This is a genomic window from Microbacterium sp. Leaf159 (genome assembly GCF_001423615.1).
Taxonomy (GTDB): Bacteria; Actinomycetota; Actinomycetes; order Actinomycetales; family Microbacteriaceae; genus Microbacterium.
The window spans coordinates 1,576,859-1,592,278 of sequence record NZ_LMOU01000001.1; the positions used below are offsets into that span (position 1 = coordinate 1,576,859).

At 67.0% G+C, this 15,420-nt stretch carries 22 protein-coding genes; 9 read left to right on the forward strand and 13 right to left on the reverse strand.

Features of this window, described 5'->3' with window-relative positions; translation table 11 throughout:
* The first annotated feature begins 93 nt into the window (after nucleotides 1-93).
* The 5 genes from ASF80_RS07540 (at nucleotide 94) to ASF80_RS18690 (ending at nucleotide 4,311) form a co-directional block, all read left to right on the forward strand.
* On the forward strand, nucleotides 94-1,233 hold the full coding sequence (locus ASF80_RS07540) for an ABC transporter substrate-binding protein (RefSeq protein ID WP_056309430.1): 1,140 nt from the start codon (nucleotides 94-96) through the stop codon (nucleotides 1,231-1,233).
* Entirely contained in the window at nucleotides 1,230-2,180 is a 951-nt protein-coding gene (locus ASF80_RS07545; RefSeq protein ID WP_082488359.1) for an ABC transporter permease, read from the forward strand. The genes ASF80_RS07540 and ASF80_RS07545 overlap by 4 nt, the downstream gene beginning before the upstream one ends.
* Nucleotides 2,177-2,971 (forward strand): ABC transporter permease, encoded by a 795-nt coding sequence (locus ASF80_RS07550; RefSeq protein ID WP_056309434.1) that lies wholly within the window; start codon nucleotides 2,177-2,179, stop codon nucleotides 2,969-2,971. The genes ASF80_RS07545 and ASF80_RS07550 overlap by 4 nt, the downstream gene beginning before the upstream one ends.
* Nucleotides 2,968-4,047, forward strand: a complete 1,080-nt coding sequence (locus ASF80_RS07555; protein WP_056309436.1) for an ABC transporter ATP-binding protein — start codon at nucleotides 2,968-2,970, stop codon at nucleotides 4,045-4,047. Before ASF80_RS07550 ends, ASF80_RS07555 begins: the two co-directional genes overlap by 4 nt.
* A gap of 87 nt (nucleotides 4,048-4,134) precedes the next feature.
* Complete coding sequence (locus ASF80_RS18690) at nucleotides 4,135-4,311, forward strand: YegP family protein (RefSeq protein WP_082488216.1); 177 nt, start codon at nucleotides 4,135-4,137, stop codon at nucleotides 4,309-4,311.
* 90 nt (nucleotides 4,312-4,401) lie between these two features.
* Here the strand turns inward: ASF80_RS18690 and ASF80_RS07560 are convergent, their stop codons facing one another.
* From ASF80_RS07560 to ASF80_RS07595, 9 genes are all read right to left on the reverse strand, one after another.
* Nucleotides 4,402-5,157: an amino acid ABC transporter ATP-binding protein gene (locus ASF80_RS07560; protein WP_056309438.1), complete on the reverse strand. Its 756-nt coding sequence runs from the start codon at nucleotides 5,155-5,157 to the stop codon at nucleotides 4,402-4,404.
* Nucleotides 5,154-5,951, reverse strand: a complete 798-nt coding sequence (locus tag ASF80_RS07565) for an amino acid ABC transporter permease (protein WP_056309440.1) — start codon at nucleotides 5,949-5,951, stop codon at nucleotides 5,154-5,156. The genes ASF80_RS07560 and ASF80_RS07565 overlap by 4 nt, the downstream gene beginning before the upstream one ends.
* A gap of 34 nt (nucleotides 5,952-5,985) precedes the next feature.
* The gene (locus tag ASF80_RS07570; protein ID WP_056309442.1) at nucleotides 5,986-6,798 is read right to left on the reverse strand and encodes a transporter substrate-binding domain-containing protein; all 813 of its coding nucleotides are present in this window, start codon (nucleotides 6,796-6,798) and stop codon (nucleotides 5,986-5,988) included.
* A 149-nt stretch (nucleotides 6,799-6,947) separates the two neighbouring features.
* Nucleotides 6,948-7,247 (reverse strand): Dabb family protein, encoded by a 300-nt coding sequence (locus ASF80_RS07575; protein WP_056309444.1) that lies wholly within the window; start codon nucleotides 7,245-7,247, stop codon nucleotides 6,948-6,950.
* Nucleotides 7,244-7,534 (reverse strand): glutaredoxin family protein, encoded by a 291-nt coding sequence (locus ASF80_RS07580; protein WP_056309447.1) that lies wholly within the window; start codon nucleotides 7,532-7,534, stop codon nucleotides 7,244-7,246. The genes ASF80_RS07575 and ASF80_RS07580 overlap by 4 nt, the downstream gene beginning before the upstream one ends.
* Nucleotides 7,531-7,833 carry a rhodanese-like domain-containing protein gene (locus ASF80_RS07585; RefSeq protein WP_056309450.1) on the reverse strand — a complete coding sequence of 101 codons (303 nt, stop codon included), beginning with the start codon at nucleotides 7,831-7,833 and terminating at the stop codon, nucleotides 7,531-7,533. The genes ASF80_RS07580 and ASF80_RS07585 overlap by 4 nt, the downstream gene beginning before the upstream one ends.
* 81 nt (nucleotides 7,834-7,914) lie before the next feature.
* A complete protein-coding gene (locus tag ASF80_RS18695) occupies nucleotides 7,915-8,013 on the reverse strand; it encodes a 30S ribosomal protein bS22 (protein ID WP_003792170.1) in 99 nt (32 codons plus the stop codon).
* Nucleotides 8,014-8,148: 135 nt separating this feature from the next.
* Nucleotides 8,149-8,340: a helix-turn-helix domain-containing protein gene (locus ASF80_RS07590; RefSeq protein WP_042538977.1), complete on the reverse strand. Its 192-nt coding sequence runs from the start codon at nucleotides 8,338-8,340 to the stop codon at nucleotides 8,149-8,151.
* Between the two features lie 284 nt (nucleotides 8,341-8,624).
* Nucleotides 8,625-9,041, reverse strand: a complete 417-nt coding sequence (locus ASF80_RS07595; protein WP_056311905.1) for an ArsR/SmtB family transcription factor — start codon at nucleotides 9,039-9,041, stop codon at nucleotides 8,625-8,627.
* Nucleotides 9,042-9,145: 104 nt separating this feature from the next.
* Here ASF80_RS07595 and ASF80_RS07600 point away from each other — a divergent pair, with 104 nt between their 5' ends.
* A complete protein-coding gene (locus tag ASF80_RS07600; protein ID WP_056309453.1) occupies nucleotides 9,146-10,576 on the forward strand; it encodes a TrkH family potassium uptake protein in 1,431 nt (476 codons plus the stop codon).
* Nucleotides 10,569-11,240 carry a potassium channel family protein gene (locus ASF80_RS07605; RefSeq protein WP_047520565.1) on the forward strand — a complete coding sequence of 224 codons (672 nt, stop codon included), beginning with the start codon at nucleotides 10,569-10,571 and terminating at the stop codon, nucleotides 11,238-11,240. Before ASF80_RS07600 ends, ASF80_RS07605 begins: the two co-directional genes overlap by 8 nt.
* An 18-nt stretch (nucleotides 11,241-11,258) precedes the next feature.
* On the opposite strand, the gene ASF80_RS07610 is transcribed toward ASF80_RS07605, so the two are convergent.
* Both ASF80_RS07610 and proC read right to left on the reverse strand, forming a co-directional pair.
* Nucleotides 11,259-11,546: a DUF1905 domain-containing protein gene (locus ASF80_RS07610; RefSeq protein WP_056309454.1), complete on the reverse strand. Its 288-nt coding sequence runs from the start codon at nucleotides 11,544-11,546 to the stop codon at nucleotides 11,259-11,261.
* Nucleotide 11,547: 1 nt separating this feature from the next.
* The gene (gene proC, locus ASF80_RS07615) at nucleotides 11,548-12,387 is read right to left on the reverse strand and encodes a pyrroline-5-carboxylate reductase (RefSeq protein ID WP_056309456.1); all 840 of its coding nucleotides are present in this window, start codon (nucleotides 12,385-12,387) and stop codon (nucleotides 11,548-11,550) included.
* A 60-nt stretch (nucleotides 12,388-12,447) separates the two neighbouring features.
* Between proC and ASF80_RS07620 the strand changes: the two genes are divergently transcribed.
* Nucleotides 12,448-13,419, forward strand: coding sequence for a cation diffusion facilitator family transporter (locus tag ASF80_RS07620; RefSeq protein WP_056309458.1), 972 nt, complete (start codon nucleotides 12,448-12,450; stop codon nucleotides 13,417-13,419).
* 21 nt (nucleotides 13,420-13,440) lie between these two features.
* Here ASF80_RS07620 and tadA read toward each other — a convergent pair whose 3' ends face one another.
* Complete coding sequence (tadA, locus tag ASF80_RS07625) at nucleotides 13,441-13,896, reverse strand: tRNA adenosine(34) deaminase TadA (protein WP_056309460.1); 456 nt, start codon at nucleotides 13,894-13,896, stop codon at nucleotides 13,441-13,443.
* Nucleotides 13,897-13,989: 93 nt separating this feature from the next.
* Here tadA and upp point away from each other — a divergent pair, with 93 nt between their 5' ends.
* Entirely contained in the window at nucleotides 13,990-14,622 is a 633-nt protein-coding gene (gene upp / locus ASF80_RS07630) for a uracil phosphoribosyltransferase (protein ID WP_056309462.1), read from the forward strand.
* 40 nt (nucleotides 14,623-14,662) lie between these two features.
* Here upp and ASF80_RS07635 read toward each other — a convergent pair whose 3' ends face one another.
* Complete coding sequence (locus tag ASF80_RS07635) at nucleotides 14,663-15,388, reverse strand: hypothetical protein (RefSeq protein WP_235559907.1); 726 nt, start codon at nucleotides 15,386-15,388, stop codon at nucleotides 14,663-14,665.
* Nucleotides 15,389-15,420 lie beyond the last annotated feature (32 nt).

Here is a 15,420-nt window from a genome sequence, read left to right on the forward strand (position 1 = left end):
TCACCAGGCTCGCTGCGATCGGCAACCCTCGGCTCATAGTGTCCTCTCGCAACCCGAATCCGGCTGACAGCGCCGGGCACCGAGAGGACCCTGATGACGAACTTCCACCGCCGCGCGCGCATCGGCGCGGGCATCGCCCTGTTCACCACCGCCGCGCTCGGCCTCACCGCCTGCGCCACGGGTGCGGAGACGCCCGCCGCCGGCAGCGACGCGGTCGACGCCGCAGCCGCGACTTCAGTCGAGGACTTCGGCTCGTTCGCCGACCTCGAAGAGGCCGCCAAGGCCGAAGGCCAGCTCAACGTCATCGCGCTTCCGCGTGACTGGGCGAACTACGGCGAGATCCTCGACCTGTTCACCGAGAAGTACCCCGAGATCACGATCAACGAGGCATCGCCCGACGTCTCGAGCGCCGAGGAGATCCAGGCTGCCAAGACGAACGAGGGCCTCGACACCGCACCCGACGTGTTCGACCTCGGCCTCACGGTCGCGCTGCAGAACACCGACGTGTTCGCGCCGTACCAGGTGCAGACGTGGGACGAGATCCCCGATGCCCTCAAGGAGCCGACCGGTCTCTTCGTGGGCGACTACGGCGGATACATGTCGATCGGCTACGACTCCTCGAAGTTCGACGCTCCCGAGTCGCTCGACGACCTGACGGACGCTGCCTACAAGGGCGCCGTCGCCATCAACGGCGACCCGACGCAGGCCGGTGCGGCCTTCGCCGCCGTGGGCCTCGCCACAGTGCAGTCCGACGGCACGCTCGACGACTTCCAGCCGGGCATCGACTTCTTCTCCGACCTGCAGAAGGCGGGCAACCTGCTCAAGGTCGACGTCACCACTGCGACTGTCGCGAGCGGCGAGACCCCCGTCGTCTTCGATTGGGACTACCTGAACGCCTCGCACACGGCCGACAACAAGGACTGGAAGGTCGTCGTGCTCGACGGCACCGGATACGCCGGCTACTACAACCAGGCGATCAACAAGGATGCCCCGAACCCCGCGGCCGCACGTCTGTGGCAGGAGTTCCTCTACAGCGACGAGGTGCAGAACCTGTGGCTCAAGGGCGGTGCTCGCCCGGCACGCATGGAGGCCATGACCGAGGCCGGCACGATCGACGCCGATCTGGCAGCAGCCCTTCCCGAGGTCCCGAGCGAGACGGTCGTCCCGACCGAGGCGCAGTCGACCGACGCCGGCACGCTTCTCGGCGAGAAGTGGGCAGCGGCGGTCCAGTGACCACTGCCACCGCAGCGGGGGCGGATGCTTCGGCATCCGCCCCCGTCTCCCCCGCAGCGCACAGCGCTGGGCCGGCGACGTCGTCGCGGGCCCAGCGCTCCGCGCCGTCCATCGCGTGGCTCGGCCTCGTGCCGTTCGCGGCATATGTGCTGCTCTTCCTCGCCGTGCCGACCGTTCTCGCGATCGGCTCCGGCTTCTTCGCCAAGGACGGGAGCTTCACCTGGTCGAATGTCTCCGCTCTCGGGGATCCCGTCGTCCTCAACACCTTCGCGAACTCCGCCGGACTGTCGTTGCTGACGGCTGTCGTCGGCGCGATCATCGGCGCGCTCGTCTGCTATGCCCTGCTCGGCATGAACCCGGACGGCGCCGTGCGCTCGACCGTGGATGCCGCGGCCGGCGTGCTCGCCCAGTTCGGCGGCGTCATGCTCGCGTTCGCGTTCATCGCCACGATCGGCATCCAGGGCGTGCTCAAGCTGTTCCTCCAAGACTCCTTCGGCATCGACATCTACGCGAACGGGACGTGGCTGTACGAACTCCCAGGGCTCATCCTGCCGTACATCTACTTCCAGATCCCGCTGATGGTCATCACCTTCATGCCCGCTCTCGCCGCTCTCAAGCCTCAATGGGCCGAAGCGAATCTCACGCTCGGCGGAACCCGCTCGAGCTTCTGGCTGCGCATCGGCATCCCGGTGCTGGCCCCCTCGTTCCTCGCCAGCCTCCTGCTGCTCTTCGCCAACGCCTTCTCGTCGTACGCGACCGCCGCCGCTCTCGCCAGCCAGGGATCGCAGATCGTGCCCCTGCAGATCCGCGCTTCGCTCACGAGCGAGACAGTGCTCGGCCGTGAGAACCTCGCTGGCGCCCTCGCGCTGGGCATGATCGTGATCGTGGGAGTCGTGATGGCCCTGTACTCGCTCATCCAGCGCCGGGCAGCGAGGTGGCAGTCGTGAACCGTCTCGGTCCGTCCGTCGTGACCCGGTGGGTCATCGGCATCGTCGTCGGCGCGTTCTTCGCGATCCCGCTCGTCTCGACCTTCCTGTACACGCTGCGCCAGACCGACGGTGCCCTCGGCTTCGAGCGCTGGGCGGCGCTGTTCGACCCGGCGAAGTCCGCCGCGATCAAGCCGATCTGGATGGGTCTCGGCAACTCGCTCATCCTCGCCGTGGTGACCGTCGCGATCGTGTTGCTGCTCCTCGCACCGACGATGATCCTGGTGAACCTCCGCTTCGCGAAGCTCAAGCCACTGTTCGAGTTCGCCGTCCTGCTGCCGATCTCGATCCCCGCGATCGTGCTGGTCGTCGGTCTCGCCCCGATCTACCTGCAGATCGGCCGCGCGCTCGGCACCGGCACCTGGACGCTGGCCTTCGCCTACGGCATCACCGTGCTGCCCTTCGCCTATCGCTCGATCCAGGCGTCGATCGATGCGGCCGACCTCCGCACACTCGCCGAGGCTGCTCGCTCACTCGGCGCCAGTTGGCCGACCGTCGTGCTGAAAGTCCTCGCCCCGAACCTGCGTCAGGGCCTGCTCGCCGCTTCGCTGATCTCGATCGCGGTCGTGCTCGGCGAGTTCACGATCGCCTCGCTCCTGAACCGTCAGGTGTTCCAGACGGCCATGGTCGTCGTGCAGAAGCAGGATCCCTACGCCCCGGCGATCTTCACCCTCCTGGCGCTGCTGTTCGTCTTCCTGCTGCTCCTCCTCATCGGCCGCGTCGCTCGCGGCACCGGAAAGGCCCGCTCATGACACTTCCCCACACCGCCGACAACATGCTGCTCGCCGAGGCGGGCGAGGGCACCCGGGTGCAGTTGCAGGGCATCGTGAAGAGCTACTCGGGCACCACCGTGCTGCACGGGGTCGACCTCGACATCGCGCCCGGTGAGTTCGTGTCGCTGCTGGGGCCCTCGGGGTGCGGAAAGACCACGCTCCTGCGGGTGCTCGCCGGTCTCGAAGGGCTCGACAGCGGCGCGGTAATGCTCGACGGCGGAGACGTCTCTCGGGTGCCGACGAACAAGCGCGACATCGGCATGGTCTTCCAGTCGTACTCGCTGTTCCCCCACCTCCGCGTCGCGGAGAACACCGCGTTCGGGTTGCGTCGGCGGGGCATCGGAAAGAGCGAGGCCGCGAAGCGCGCGCTCGACGCCCTGGCGCTCGTGGGGCTCTCCGACTTCGCCGACCGCTTCCCGCACCAGCTCTCCGGCGGACAGCAGCAGCGCGTGGCGCTCGCGCGGGCACTGGTCACCGAGCCGAAGGTGCTGCTGCTCGACGAGCCTCTCTCGGCGCTCGACGCGAAGGTGCGTGTGCAGCTGCGCGATGAGATCCGTCGGATCCAACTGCGCCTGGGCATCACGACCGTCTTCGTCACGCACGACCAGGAAGAGGCCCTCGCAGTCTCCGACAGGATCGCCGTGATGAACTCGGGCCGGATCGAGCAGATCGGAACTCCGGAGCAGCTCTACACGACACCGTCCACGACGGGCGTGGCTGCCTTCGTCGGCCTGTCGAGCGTCGTCTCCGGCGTCGCCGAGGGCGACCATGTCGTGGTGTGGGGCCAGCGGCTGCCCCTGCAGTCGCCGGCCGATGGCCCCGTCGATGTCTACCTGCGCCCCGAGAACGTGCACTTCGCGTCCGAGGCGGATGCCGCGACCGACGCGCTCGTGCAGGAGAGCACGTTCCTCGGCAGCATGCGCCGCACGCTCGTCCGCACGGAATCCGGTGAGCTGGTGCGTCTGCAGCACTCCCCCGGCATCCACCCCTCTTTCGGCGACCGGGTGCGCATCGCCGTGGCGCCCGAGCCCGTGGCCGTGCACCCTCGGGGCTGAATCGTGCTCTAGCCCTGGGCCAGTACTCCGGGATACCGTGATCGTCGAGGGCGTCACTCCCTCGATCCGTCAGAGAAAGGACGCCTCATGGCAGGCAAGTTCGAGCTGTACACCGACAAGTCCGGCGAGTACCGGTTCCGCCTCAAGTCCGGCAACGGCGAGGTCATCGCGATCAGCGAGGGCTACTCCTCGAAGGCCGCCGCGTTGAACGGCATCGACTCCGTCCGCCGCAACGCTGCGGATGCCGAGGTCGTCGAGGCCTGACGCCCCATACGACACCTTCATACGAAGACCCCCTCCTGCTGATTCCGCAGGAGGGGGTCTTCGTGTGAAGCGGGTCGTGAGACCGAGAACTCAGAGCACGCGGGCCAGGAAGTCCTGCGTTCGCGGATGCTGCGGGTTGGCGAGCACCTCGCGCGGGTCGCCCTCTTCGACGATGTGCCCGCCGTCCATGAAGATCAGACGCGAGCCGACCTCGCGGGCGAAGCCCATCTCGTGCGTGACGACGAGCATCGTCATGCCCTCGTCGGCGAGCGAGCGCATCACCTGCAGCACCTCGCCGACCAGTTCGGGGTCGAGCGCAGAGGTCGGCTCGTCGAACAGCATCATGTCGGGGTTCATGCAGAGCGCCCGAGCGATCGCGACGCGCTGCTGCTGACCACCCGAGAGGTGACCGGGGAATGCATCCGCCTTCTCGGCGAGCCCGACCCGGCCGAGCATCTCCTTCGCGACCCGCTCGGCCTCAGCCTTGGAGCGCTTCTTCACGCGCTGCTGCGCGATCATGAGGTTGCCCATCACATCGAGGTGCGGGAACAGGTTGAAGCTCTGGAAGACCATGCCGATACGGGTGCGCACGCGGTCGATGTCGACATCGGGATCGGTGATGTCGATGCCCTCGATGAGCACCTTGCCGCCGGTGGGCTCCTCGAGCAGGTTCACCGAGCGCAGCAGCGTCGACTTTCCCGAACCCGACGGGCCGATGATGCAGACGACCTCTCCGGCGGAGACGGTGAGGTCGATGCCCTTGAGCACCTCGTTGTCGCCGAAGCTCTTCACGAGCCCCTGCAGGTCGATCGCGGGCGCGTGGACGTCAATCAGATCGGTGATCATCGCTGCCTCGACATCCTTCGTTCCAGGTACGCGCTGAAGCGCGTGAGGGGGATCGTCACGATCAGGTAGAGGGCCGCCGCCATGATGAGCGGCGTTCCGTTCGCGTTCTGCGTGCTCGCGTCACGGGCGAAGTTCGTCAGCTCCTTCGACCAGATGAAAGACCCTGCGACGAAGAGCAGCGAGGTGTCCTTCAGCAGCAGGACGAACTCGTTCGTCAGCGGCGGGATGATGATGCGGAACCCCTGCGGGACCACGATCCAGAACGTCGTCTTCATGGGCGACATGCCGAGCGAACGTGCCGCCTCGGTCTGCCCCTTGGGAACGGCCTGGATGCCGGCGCGGATCGTCTCGGCCATATAGGCCGATGCGACCAGGATCAGACCGATCAGTCCGAGCACCACAGGTCCGCCGAGCTTCGTTCCCGGCACGCCGAGTCCGATCGGCAGGATGAAGGCGATGGCGAAGATCGTGAGGATCGCGGGGAGCCCGCGGAACAACTCGATCCACGCCGTCGCGATCCATCGGAAGGGTCCGATGCTCGACAGCTTCAGCAGCGCCAGTATGACGCCGAGCAGCAGGCCGCCCGCGAACGCGACGGCCGTGAACCACAGCGTGTTCACGAGCGCAGTCGTGATGATGCCCGGGAGCATCTTCGCCGCGATCTCCGGGTTGAAATACAGCTGCGCGATCCGCGGCCAGTCGGTGCTGACGATCAGCCATACGGCGACCGCGATCAGCACCACATAGACGGTGTACCGATACAGCTTGCTCTTCGTGGTGCGCCTCAACGCCATTGTCAAGGTCTCCCTGTCCTACGTCGCTCGCCGATTACTTCGCGGTGAAGTAGGTGTCGTAGATCGTCTGGTAGTCGCCGCTGTCGCGGAGATCCTGCAGAGCGCCGTCGATCGCCTCGCGCAGAGCATCCTTCTCGCCCTTCGCGAAGGCGAAGCCGTAGGACTCGCCGGTCTCGTACTCCTCGACGATCTTGTAGGCGCTGTCGGCCTTCTCGTGCTCGAGGTTCACCGGCTGGTCCTGCAGGATCGCGTCGATCTGACCGGCCTGCATGGCGGGCCACAGCTCACCGTCGGAGGGGTACTGCACGAGCTGCGCACCCTCGGCGTTCTCGGTCGCGTACGACTCGCCGGTCGTGCCCTGCTGGACACCGACGTTCTTGCCTGACAGGTCGTCGATCGACTCGATGCCCGAATCCGTGCGGACGAGCAGCGACTGCAGCGACTCGTAGTACGGCTCGGAGAAGTCGATGTTCGCCTTGCGCTCGTCGGTGATCGTCATCGCGGAGGCGCCGATGTCGCACTGGCCTGCGGCGAGGGTGGTGCCCGACTGCAGAGCGTCGAAGCCGACATCCTGCACCGCGAGCTTGAGGTCGAGCTCCTTGGCGATCGCGTCGAGCAGATCGATGTCGAAGCCGGTGTAGCCGGTGCCGTTGTCGCCGCCCTCGAACTCGAACGGAGCGTAGGGGATGTCGGAGCAGACCGTCAGCGTGCCGGCCTCGATGAGGTCGTACTCGTCGCCCGCCGCCGGCTCACCGGATCCGGCACCTGCCCCGGTCGCACAGCCTGCGAGGGCGAGGGTGGCGGTCGCGGCGAGCGCGATCCCGGCGATGATGTTGCGACGCTGCATGTCAGCTCCTGAAGGACGAGGGTGTGTTTCCCACGGACGGGTAGGAGAACATCTAAACATGCGCCACCGGGCCGAACATGCCGCCAGCCGCCCTCAGCGGATCACATTTGTGTTGCAAGTGTGACCGAATATGACAGCCGTGTTACAGGTCAGACCTCGAAGTCGACAGCGGCACGCGAAGCGACCACCGACCGCACGTAAGCGACGACTTCTTCATGCGCCGGATGCACCTGGTACTCCTCGAGTGCGGCGATCGAGTCGAAGTCCGCGACGAGGGTGACATCCCAGTTGGTGTCGGGATAGGCGGCGTTCGCGCCCGCCGAGATCGAGCGCAGCTGCGGCACGACGCCGTCGAGGGCGTTCAGCCGCCGGGCGACCTCTGCGGCCTGCGCGGCGCGCTCGCCGGCGTCCTCTGCAGCCAGCTTCCAGGTGACGACGTGACGGATCATCGCGAATCCTTTCCCAGCGCATCCTCTTGGACGGCCTCTTCGAGAGCCTCACGCAGCCGGTCGGCGGACAGCCGCCAGTGCGCGTGCAGGTCGCCGTCGATCAGGACGACGGGGATCTTCTCCCACCACAGCTCATAGAGTGCGGGGTCGTCCTGGATGGACGCCTCGACTATCTCGATGCGCTCAGCCGCGGCATCCGGAAGTTCCGCGACCACCGCATCGATGATCTCGGAGGCGACGTCGCACAGGTGGCAGTCGGGCTTGCCGATGAGGGTCAGCGTGGTCACGCCGAAGGCACCTCGACAGAGCGCCCCTGTGCGATCCACTCGCCAGTGCCGCCTTCGACGTTGGTCGCGTCGTAGCCGCGCGACTCGAGCGCCTCGACGACGCGGGCCGAACGGCCGCCCGCCTGGCAGATCACGTCGAACGACTCCGACGGAAGCTCCTCGAGCCGGTTGCCGATCTCGGACATCGGGATGTTGACGGCTCCCGGGACGTGACCCGCCGCGAACTCGTCGACCTCGCGGACGTCGATGAGCGGGGTGTTCGAGCGCTCGGCGAGCTCGGTGACGGTGATCGACTTCATGGCGTGCTCCTGCGACGAGTGGGAAACCGGGGGTAGAGACACAAAGCGCCCGTCCGGAGACAGGCGCTCGTGTCTGGTCGCTTACTTCTTGTTGCGACGCTGGTGGCGAGTCTTACGAAGCAGCTTGCGGTGCTTCTTCTTCGCCATGCGCTTGCGGCGCTTCTTGATGACAGAACCCACGGAAACCTCACTAAGTCAGTGGCTGGGTGTCGTCGGTGACGGACACCCGGGTACGGGCACGGAAAAATGCCTCGGATCAGTCTAGCAAATCGTGGAGCTCCTGCTGCACGCCTCTGCGAGACCGACGTCGAGGGGTCAGCCCACGTCGGCGATGGGCCGCTGCAGCGCGTCGGCGACCGCAGACTCCGGAACCCGGAAACTGCGACCGAAGCGGATGGCAGGCAGCTCCCCAGCGTGCACCATCCGATAGACGGTCATCTTCGACACGCGCATGAGCTCGGCGACCTCGGCCACCGTAAGGAACCGGACATCAGGAACCTCGGGCATCCCACGTACCCCTTTCTCGATTGTGCACACTCTATGGGGAACCTGGGACGCGTGTAAACCCATGTGGCCTGTGTGATCAGTGAGGATCTGCCTGGTCAGTGAGGATCAGCCTCGATCTCAGCAGAGACATAGGATGTATGCCGGATCCGCTCAGAATCCTCTGAGAAGCTGATCGCACGACTCACGATGGCACCATCCCGAGTCCACGCGGGCTGGGGCCCGCGGCTTCGCCCCTGACGACACGCCCCCCGATCGTCAGGGGCGACGTGTGTCTGCGGTCGGAGTCAGGCCCCGAACCGCTTGAGCGCCGTCTCCACGACGTGCTTCGCGGAAGCGGCCGCACGACCGACGACCTCGGCGGCGTGCGCAGCGCTGCCGGTCAGCGGCTGACCCGGGTAGTCGATGTCGGGTGCGTCGTCACCGTAGGCGTCCATCAGGAAGGGCACGAGCCAGTCGTCGACGACCCCGAGCGGCTGGACGGCGAGGCTATAGAACCGACGCTGACCGTCTTCTCGCACACTGACGAGTTCTGCCTCGCGGAGCACCTTCAGATGCTTCGAGACGGTGGGCTGGCTGATGCCCAGATCGGCGACGATCTGGCTGACGCTCGTGCCGGCATCCCCTTCGGTGGTGCGACGCAGGAGGAGCTGGAGGATGTCTCGCCTCGTACCGTCTGCGATCACGTCGAAGATGTCCGTCATGTGATCAGGGTAGTCGTCCCCGGCACGGAGTACCATGACGAAGGCTCGGCGATCGGCGTCGTGCTGCCGCAGAGCGCGGAGCAGGAAGAACAAAGGGGGACGCGATGTCGGGCATCGTTTCGGCGTCGTCCCCTCGACAGCGGCTCCAGAACGCCGCCTCCTGGGGCAAGCACCTGATCACGTCGTCGCCCTCGCGCTTCGCGATCGTCATCTTCGCCCTCCTCATCCTCGTCTTCACCGTGCTGCTCTCGCTGCCGATCGCGTCGGCGTCACGAACCGTCACACCGCTGGCAGACGCACTGTTCACCGCGGTCTCCACCATCTGCGTCACAGGCCTCGCGACCGTCGACATGGCCACGCACTGGTCGCCGTTCGGTCATGTGCTGATCTTCGTCGGCGTGAACATCGGCGCCCTCGGCGTGCTGACCCTCGCGTCGCTTATGGGCATGCTGATCTCCAAGCGGCTCGGCCTGCGCGCCAAGCTCATGGCCGCCGGCGACACGAACCCGATGCGCGCACACGGCGGCGTGGTCAACGAGAGCCAGACCGTGCGACTGGGCGAGGTCGGCCAGCTCCTCACCACCGTCGCCGTCTCGGCCCTGATCATCGAGGGCGCGCTCGCGATCCTCCTCTACCCCGCGCTCGTGATGGCCGGTGTCGAACCGATCGCCGCGCTGTGGGAGGCGCCGTACTTCGCCGCCATGGCCTTCACCAACACCGGCTTCGCGCCGAACGCCGGTGGTGTCGCGGTGTTCGCGGACGACTACCTGGTGCTGTCGCTGCTGATGGTCGGAGTGTTCCTCGGAAGCATCGGCTTCCCGGTGATCTACACCCTCGCCAAGCACGTCTGGCACGTGAAGAAGTGGTCGCTGCACACCAAGCTCACCCTCGTCACCACCGTGCTGCTGTTCGTGCTCGGCGCGGTCGTGTTCCTGGTCCTCGAATATGCCAACCCGAAGACCTTCGGATCGATGGATGCGGCGGACACCACGTTCCAGGCTTTCTTCCTCTCGGCGATGACCCGCTCCGGCGGCTTCAACGTGATCGAGATGGACGACCTGAACGGGTCGTCGCTCCTGGCCGCCAGCATGCTGATGTTCGTCGGCGGCGGCTCGGCATCCACCGCCGGCGGTATCAAGGTCACCACGCTCGCGGTGCTCGCGATCGCCGTGTGGTCGGAGGCGAAGGGGCGCCAGTCGGTCGAGGCATTCGGTCGCCGCATCCCCAGCGACGTCCAGCGCGTCGCGCTCAGCGTCGTCGCGTGGGGCGCCACGATCGTGGCGCTCTCGACGATCATCATCTCCCAGATCACCAAAGCCGACATCAGCCACGTCCTCTTCGACGTGATCTCGGCCTTCGGTACCGTGGGCCTGTCTACCGGGCTCACCGCGGAGCTCCCGGACTCCGCCTCATACGTACTGGCGACCACCATCTTCATGGGGCGCGTTGGTACAGTGACTCTCGCCGCGGCGGTCGCCGCGACATCGCGAACGCAGTACTACTCACTGCCCGTGGAAAGGCCGATCGTTGGTTGAAGTCCTCCGGGGCGACGCGCCCGTCCTCGTCATCGGTCTCGGCCGGTTCGGCGCCGCCTGTGCGGGCGAACTCGACCGCCTCGACCGCGAGGTGCTCGCGATCGACGACAACCTCGAGCTCGTGCAGAAGTGGTCCGACCGCGTCACGCACACGGTGCAGGCCGACGCGAAGAACATCGACGCCCTGCGTCAGATCGGTGCTCAGGACTTCCAGGTCGCCGTCGTCGCCGTCGGCTCGTCGATCGAGGCGTCGGTGCTGATCACCGCGAACCTCGTCGACCTCAAGGTGCCGCAGATCTGGGCGAAGGCGGTCTCGCAGTCGCACGGCAAGATCCTCGCCCGCGTCGGCGCCAACCACGTCATCTACCCCGAGCGCGAAGCCGGCGAGCGCGTCGCACACCTCGTTTCGGGTCGCATGCTCGACTTCATCCGCTTCGACGACGACTTCGTGCTGGCAAAGATGTACCCGCCGAAGTTCATCCGCGGAGTCGGACTCAACGAATCGGGCGTGCGCAGCAAATACAAGGTCACGGTCGTCGGTGTGAAGAGCCCCGGCAAGCCGTTCCGCTACGCCGAGGCGAACACGATCGTCACCAATCACGACCTCATCATCGTCTCGGGCACCAACAGCGACATCGAGCGCTTCGCCGCCCTCGACCGCTGAGCGGCGTCGGCACGCGCGTCAGGCGTCGATGTCGAGCGTCAGGTCGACGATGTCATCGATCGTGATGCTCTCGCGATCCTGAAGGACCTTCTTGATCGGCACGATGTATCCGCCGTCCTTCGGCCAGAGGGCGGTCGTCACCGTGGTGCTCCCGATCGTCACGGATGCCGGGATCATGCCCCATCCGTAGGTGACCACGCTCGCCACGTCACCGATCATCTCGCTCTCGGCAGGCGGCACGGTCACGAAGTGGAACGGCGCGGGGCCGCGCCAGAACCAGATCGCGCCCGAGAACCGCAGCTGCATGTCAGGCTCCGGCCGCCAGTTCCTTCGCGCGGGCGAGGGCCGCGGCGGCAGCCTCGGCGAAGGTGCGGTCGAGGTGCGCGTCCTGCAGCACGGCGACCGCTCGCTCGGTGGTGCCCTTCGGACTCGTGACGCGGCGACGGAGCTCAGACGGCTCCTCCCCCGACGCATCGAGCAGCGCGGTCGCCCCGATGAACGTCTGCTCCACCATGGTGCGCGCGTCGGTCTCACTGAATCCCATGCCGACAGCGGCCTTCGTCAGCTCCTCGATCAGCAGGTAGACGTAAGCGGGACCGGAGCCCGAGATGGTCGACAGCGCATCGATCTGCGACTCGGGAACCTCGACGACCGCCCCCACGGTCTCGAAGAGGCGGTGCACGAGGGCGAGGTCGTCGGCGGACGCCGATGCCCCCGCGGCGAGACCTGTGACGCCCTTGCCGACCGTCGACGGCGTGTTCGGCATCGACCGGATGACCCGCACGTCGGCGCCGAGGTTGTCGGCGAAGGTCTGGAGGGTGACGCCCGCGGCGATGCTCACGACGATCGCGTCGTCGGCGAGATGAGGTGCGATCTCGCGCAGCAGATCGGGCACCATCGCGGGCTTCACGCCGACAAGGACGATCCGGGCCTTCGCGACCGCATCCGCGTTGCCGTCCGTGGTCTCGGACAGGGCGATGCTCCTGACCCCGTCGAGGTCGGCGAAGGCCGCCGCCTTCTCGGGCGTGCGGTTCGTGGCCGTGATTCCGCCCTCGACCCGGATGCCGGATGCGACCACCCCTCGGAGGATCGCACCGCCCATCGAACCGGCACCGAGGAACGCGAGAGCGGGAAGAGAGTCAGCCATGTCGTCATCCTACGGCGGGCGCACCCGGCGTCAGCCGGGTGGCGGACCTAGACTCGACGCATGAGTGCATCCGGCGGCGGCAAGGCCATCATCGCGGCGTTCCTGGCGAATCTCGGCATCGCCCTGGCGAAGTTCCTCGCGTGGGCGCTCTCGGGATCCGCATCGATGCTCGCCGAGGCGATCCACTCGGTCGCCGACTCCGGCAACCAGCTGCTGCTGATGCTGGGCGGACGGAAGGCGCGTCGAGAAGCGGATCGGGCGCACCCGTTCGGCTACGGACGCGAGCGCTACGTGTATGCGTTCGTGGTGTCGATCATCCTGTTCTCGGTCGGTGGCCTGTTCGCGATCTACGAGGCGATCGACAAGCTCACCCACCCGCACGAGCTCGACAAGACGTGGTGGTGGCTCCCGATCGTCGTGCTGGTGATCGCGATCGGACTCGAGTCGTTCTCGCTGCGGACCGCGGTGAAGGAGAGCAACCTCGTCCGCGATGAGGATCAGTCCTGGGTGTCGTTCGTCCGGCGCGCGAAGGCGCCGGAACTGCCCGTCGTGCTGCTGGAGGACGTCGGGGCTCTCACCGGACTGACCTTCGCTCTGCTCGGTGTCGGTCTGACAGTCATCACCGGCAACCCCGTCTTCGACGCCCTCGGCACGCTGATGATCGGCATCCTGCTGGTGGTCATCGCGATCGTGCTCGGGATCGAGACGAAGAGCCTGCTCGTGGGCGAGGGCGCGACCGCTGCGGATCACGACCGCATCGTCGACGCCATCAACGCCGGCGACGAGATCGAGAAGATCATCCACATGAAGACGCTGTATCTCGGGCCCGATGAGCTGATGGTCGCGGCGAAGATCGCGCTCAACGCCGACAAGCCGCTGCGCGAAGCAGCCGTGGACATCGATGCGATCGAGGCTCGTATCCGCGAGGCGCTGCCGATCGCGCGCGTCATCTACATCGAGCCCGACGTCTACCGGCCCTCACTCGACCCCGAACCGTCCACCGACGTGTTCGTGCTCAAGTCGTCCGACTGACCTCGGTCGCTCCCCGCCGCCTCAGCGGCGCTGCTCGAAGAAGTCGCGCAGCAGAGCGGTGGCGGCGTGCGCGTCGACTCCGCCGATGACCTCCGCCCGATAGGGAAGACGCCGGTCGCGGAGAACGTCGTACATCGACCCCGCCGCACCCGCCTTCTCGTCCCAGGCGCCGAACACCACGCGTCCGATGCGGGCCTGCAGGATCGCCCCCGCGCACATGACGCAGGGTTCCAGCGTCACCACGAGAGTGTGGCCGTCGAGATTCCAGGAACCGACGGATGCCGACGCCGCACGCAGCGCTTCGACCTCGGCGTGCCCTGTCGGATCATGCGTCGCCTCGCGGTTGTTGCGCCCCTCGCCGACTACTCGGCCCTCGGCGTCGAGCACCACGGCGCCGACGGGGATCTCGGATGCCGACGCGGCTTCGGCCGCGAGCTCGAGCGCACGGCCCATCGCGATCTGGTCGGCGGCGGTCATGCGTCGAGCCTACCGACAGCGCGACCGCCCTCGTCGGGCCGCTCCCGCGCATCCGATGTCGTGCGGGAGCGTCCGGCGCATTAGCCTGTATCCATGCGTGTCCACGTCGCCGACCACCCTCTCGTCACTCACAAGCTGTCGGTCCTGCGCGACCACCGCACCCCGTCGCCCGTGTTCCGCCAGCTGACGGAGGAGCTCGTGACGCTCCTCGCGTACGAGGCGACACGCAACGTGAGGGTCAGCCCGGTCGAGATCACCACGCCGGTGACGACGACGATGGGCGTGAAGATCTCCGAGCCTCGCCCGATCGTCGTGCCCATCCTGCGGGCGGGGCTGGGCATGCTCGAGGGTCTCGTCAAGCTGCTGCCGACCGCCGAGGTCGGCTTCCTCGGCATGGTCCGTGACGAGACGACGTTCGAGCCGACGACCTACGCCGAGCGTCTTCCCGACGATCTGAGCGACCGCCAGTGCTTCGCGATCGACCCGATGCTCGCCACCGGCGGTTCGCTGGCCGCGGCGATCCAGTTCCTCTTCGACCGAGGGGCCAAGGACGTCACGGCGATCTGCCTGTTGGGCACGCCTGAGGGCGTCGCCGCGATCGAGGCACTCGTCGGCGACCGCGACGTCACGCTCGTGCTCGGAGCGCTGGATGAGCGTCTCAATGAGAAGGGCTACATCGTCCCCGGTCTCGGCGACGCCGGTGACCGCCTCTACGGCACGGTCTGACGCACGCCACCCCCTCGGCGCGACTCACACGTCGCGCGATTCATACGGTCAGCAGGTAGGCGCGTTCGTCTCCGTAGTGCGTGAAACCGGCTCTCGCGAGGATCGGTGCAGACGTCGCGGTGCGTCCTTTCACGAGCGCCGTGGTCGCTCCGAGTGACGCGCTGACGCGCAGGCGTTCGGCGAGGACCGCCCGATAGGCGCCTCGTCCACGAGCCTCCTCGAGGGTTGCGGCGCCCCACAGGCGCGCGAACCCATCGACGATCGTGCACCCTCCGGTGCTCACCGCCAGACCGTCGAGGCGCGCGAGCACGCGGACGTGCGTTCCGGCCTCGAACGCCGAGACCACGTCATCGAGTTCGGTCCTCAGCCCGTCTTCGTCGAGTGGCTGCTGCTGCCAGACGGGAACGTTGATCGCGTCGACCTCGCGCACCTGGTCGATCGTCCGCACGATCTCTGCGGTGGTCTGCGACGGAACGTCGATCACCGTGCCGTCGATCTCGCGGGCGAACACCGCTACCGTGTCGATGTGCTCGGCTCCGCGGCGGCGGATCTCGTCTTCGAGGTCGGGGCGATCGGAGGCGTTGGTCCAGAACCGGAGCTCGCCCTCGCCCCAGGCCCTGGTGCGGTCGATGGCGCGTTCGAGGACCGCGCCCGCATCAGCATCGGAGTCGACCTGAGATGCTCGCACACCACCACCGAATCGCTGGGGGTAGCGAACCAGCTGCAGATCGGTCTTCTCCTGCTCGCTGTCGCGAGGAAACCACACCCATGCGGCTGAGGCGCGTAGGACTTCGTCCG

What these genes read in the sequence shown, in the direction of transcription:
- ASF80_RS07540 (WP_056309430.1), top strand. Translation starts at nt 94, where the DNA reads ATGACGAACTTCCACCGCCGCGCGCGCATCGGCGCGGGCATCGCCCTG.
- ASF80_RS07555 (WP_056309436.1), top strand. Translation starts at nt 2,968, where the DNA reads ATGACACTTCCCCACACCGCCGACAACATGCTGCTCGCCGAGGCGGGC.
- ASF80_RS18690 (WP_082488216.1), top strand. Translation starts at nt 4,135, where the DNA reads ATGGCAGGCAAGTTCGAGCTGTACACCGACAAGTCCGGCGAGTACCGG.
- ASF80_RS07560 (WP_056309438.1), bottom strand. Translation starts at nt 5,157, where the DNA reads ATGATCACCGATCTGATTGACGTCCACGCGCCCGCGATCGACCTGCAG.
- ASF80_RS07565 (WP_056309440.1), bottom strand. Translation starts at nt 5,951, where the DNA reads ATGGCGTTGAGGCGCACCACGAAGAGCAAGCTGTATCGGTACACCGTC.
- ASF80_RS07570 (WP_056309442.1), bottom strand. Translation starts at nt 6,798, where the DNA reads ATGCAGCGTCGCAACATCATCGCCGGGATCGCGCTCGCCGCGACCGCC.
- ASF80_RS07575 (WP_056309444.1), bottom strand. Translation starts at nt 7,247, where the DNA reads ATGATCCGTCACGTCGTCACCTGGAAGCTGGCTGCAGAGGACGCCGGC.
- ASF80_RS07585 (WP_056309450.1), bottom strand. Translation starts at nt 7,833, where the DNA reads ATGAAGTCGATCACCGTCACCGAGCTCGCCGAGCGCTCGAACACCCCG.
- ASF80_RS07590 (WP_042538977.1), bottom strand. Translation starts at nt 8,340, where the DNA reads ATGCCCGAGGTTCCTGATGTCCGGTTCCTTACGGTGGCCGAGGTCGCC.
- ASF80_RS07595 (WP_056311905.1), bottom strand. Translation starts at nt 9,041, where the DNA reads ATGACGGACATCTTCGACGTGATCGCAGACGGTACGAGGCGAGACATC.
- ASF80_RS07600 (WP_056309453.1), top strand. Translation starts at nt 9,146, where the DNA reads ATGTCGGGCATCGTTTCGGCGTCGTCCCCTCGACAGCGGCTCCAGAAC.
- ASF80_RS07610 (WP_056309454.1), bottom strand. Translation starts at nt 11,546, where the DNA reads ATGCAGCTGCGGTTCTCGGGCGCGATCTGGTTCTGGCGCGGCCCCGCG.
- proC (WP_056309456.1), bottom strand. Translation starts at nt 12,387, where the DNA reads ATGGCTGACTCTCTTCCCGCTCTCGCGTTCCTCGGTGCCGGTTCGATG.
- ASF80_RS07620 (WP_056309458.1), top strand. Translation starts at nt 12,448, where the DNA reads ATGAGTGCATCCGGCGGCGGCAAGGCCATCATCGCGGCGTTCCTGGCG.
- tadA (WP_056309460.1), bottom strand. Translation starts at nt 13,896, where the DNA reads ATGACCGCCGCCGACCAGATCGCGATGGGCCGTGCGCTCGAGCTCGCG.
- upp (WP_056309462.1), top strand. Translation starts at nt 13,990, where the DNA reads ATGCGTGTCCACGTCGCCGACCACCCTCTCGTCACTCACAAGCTGTCG.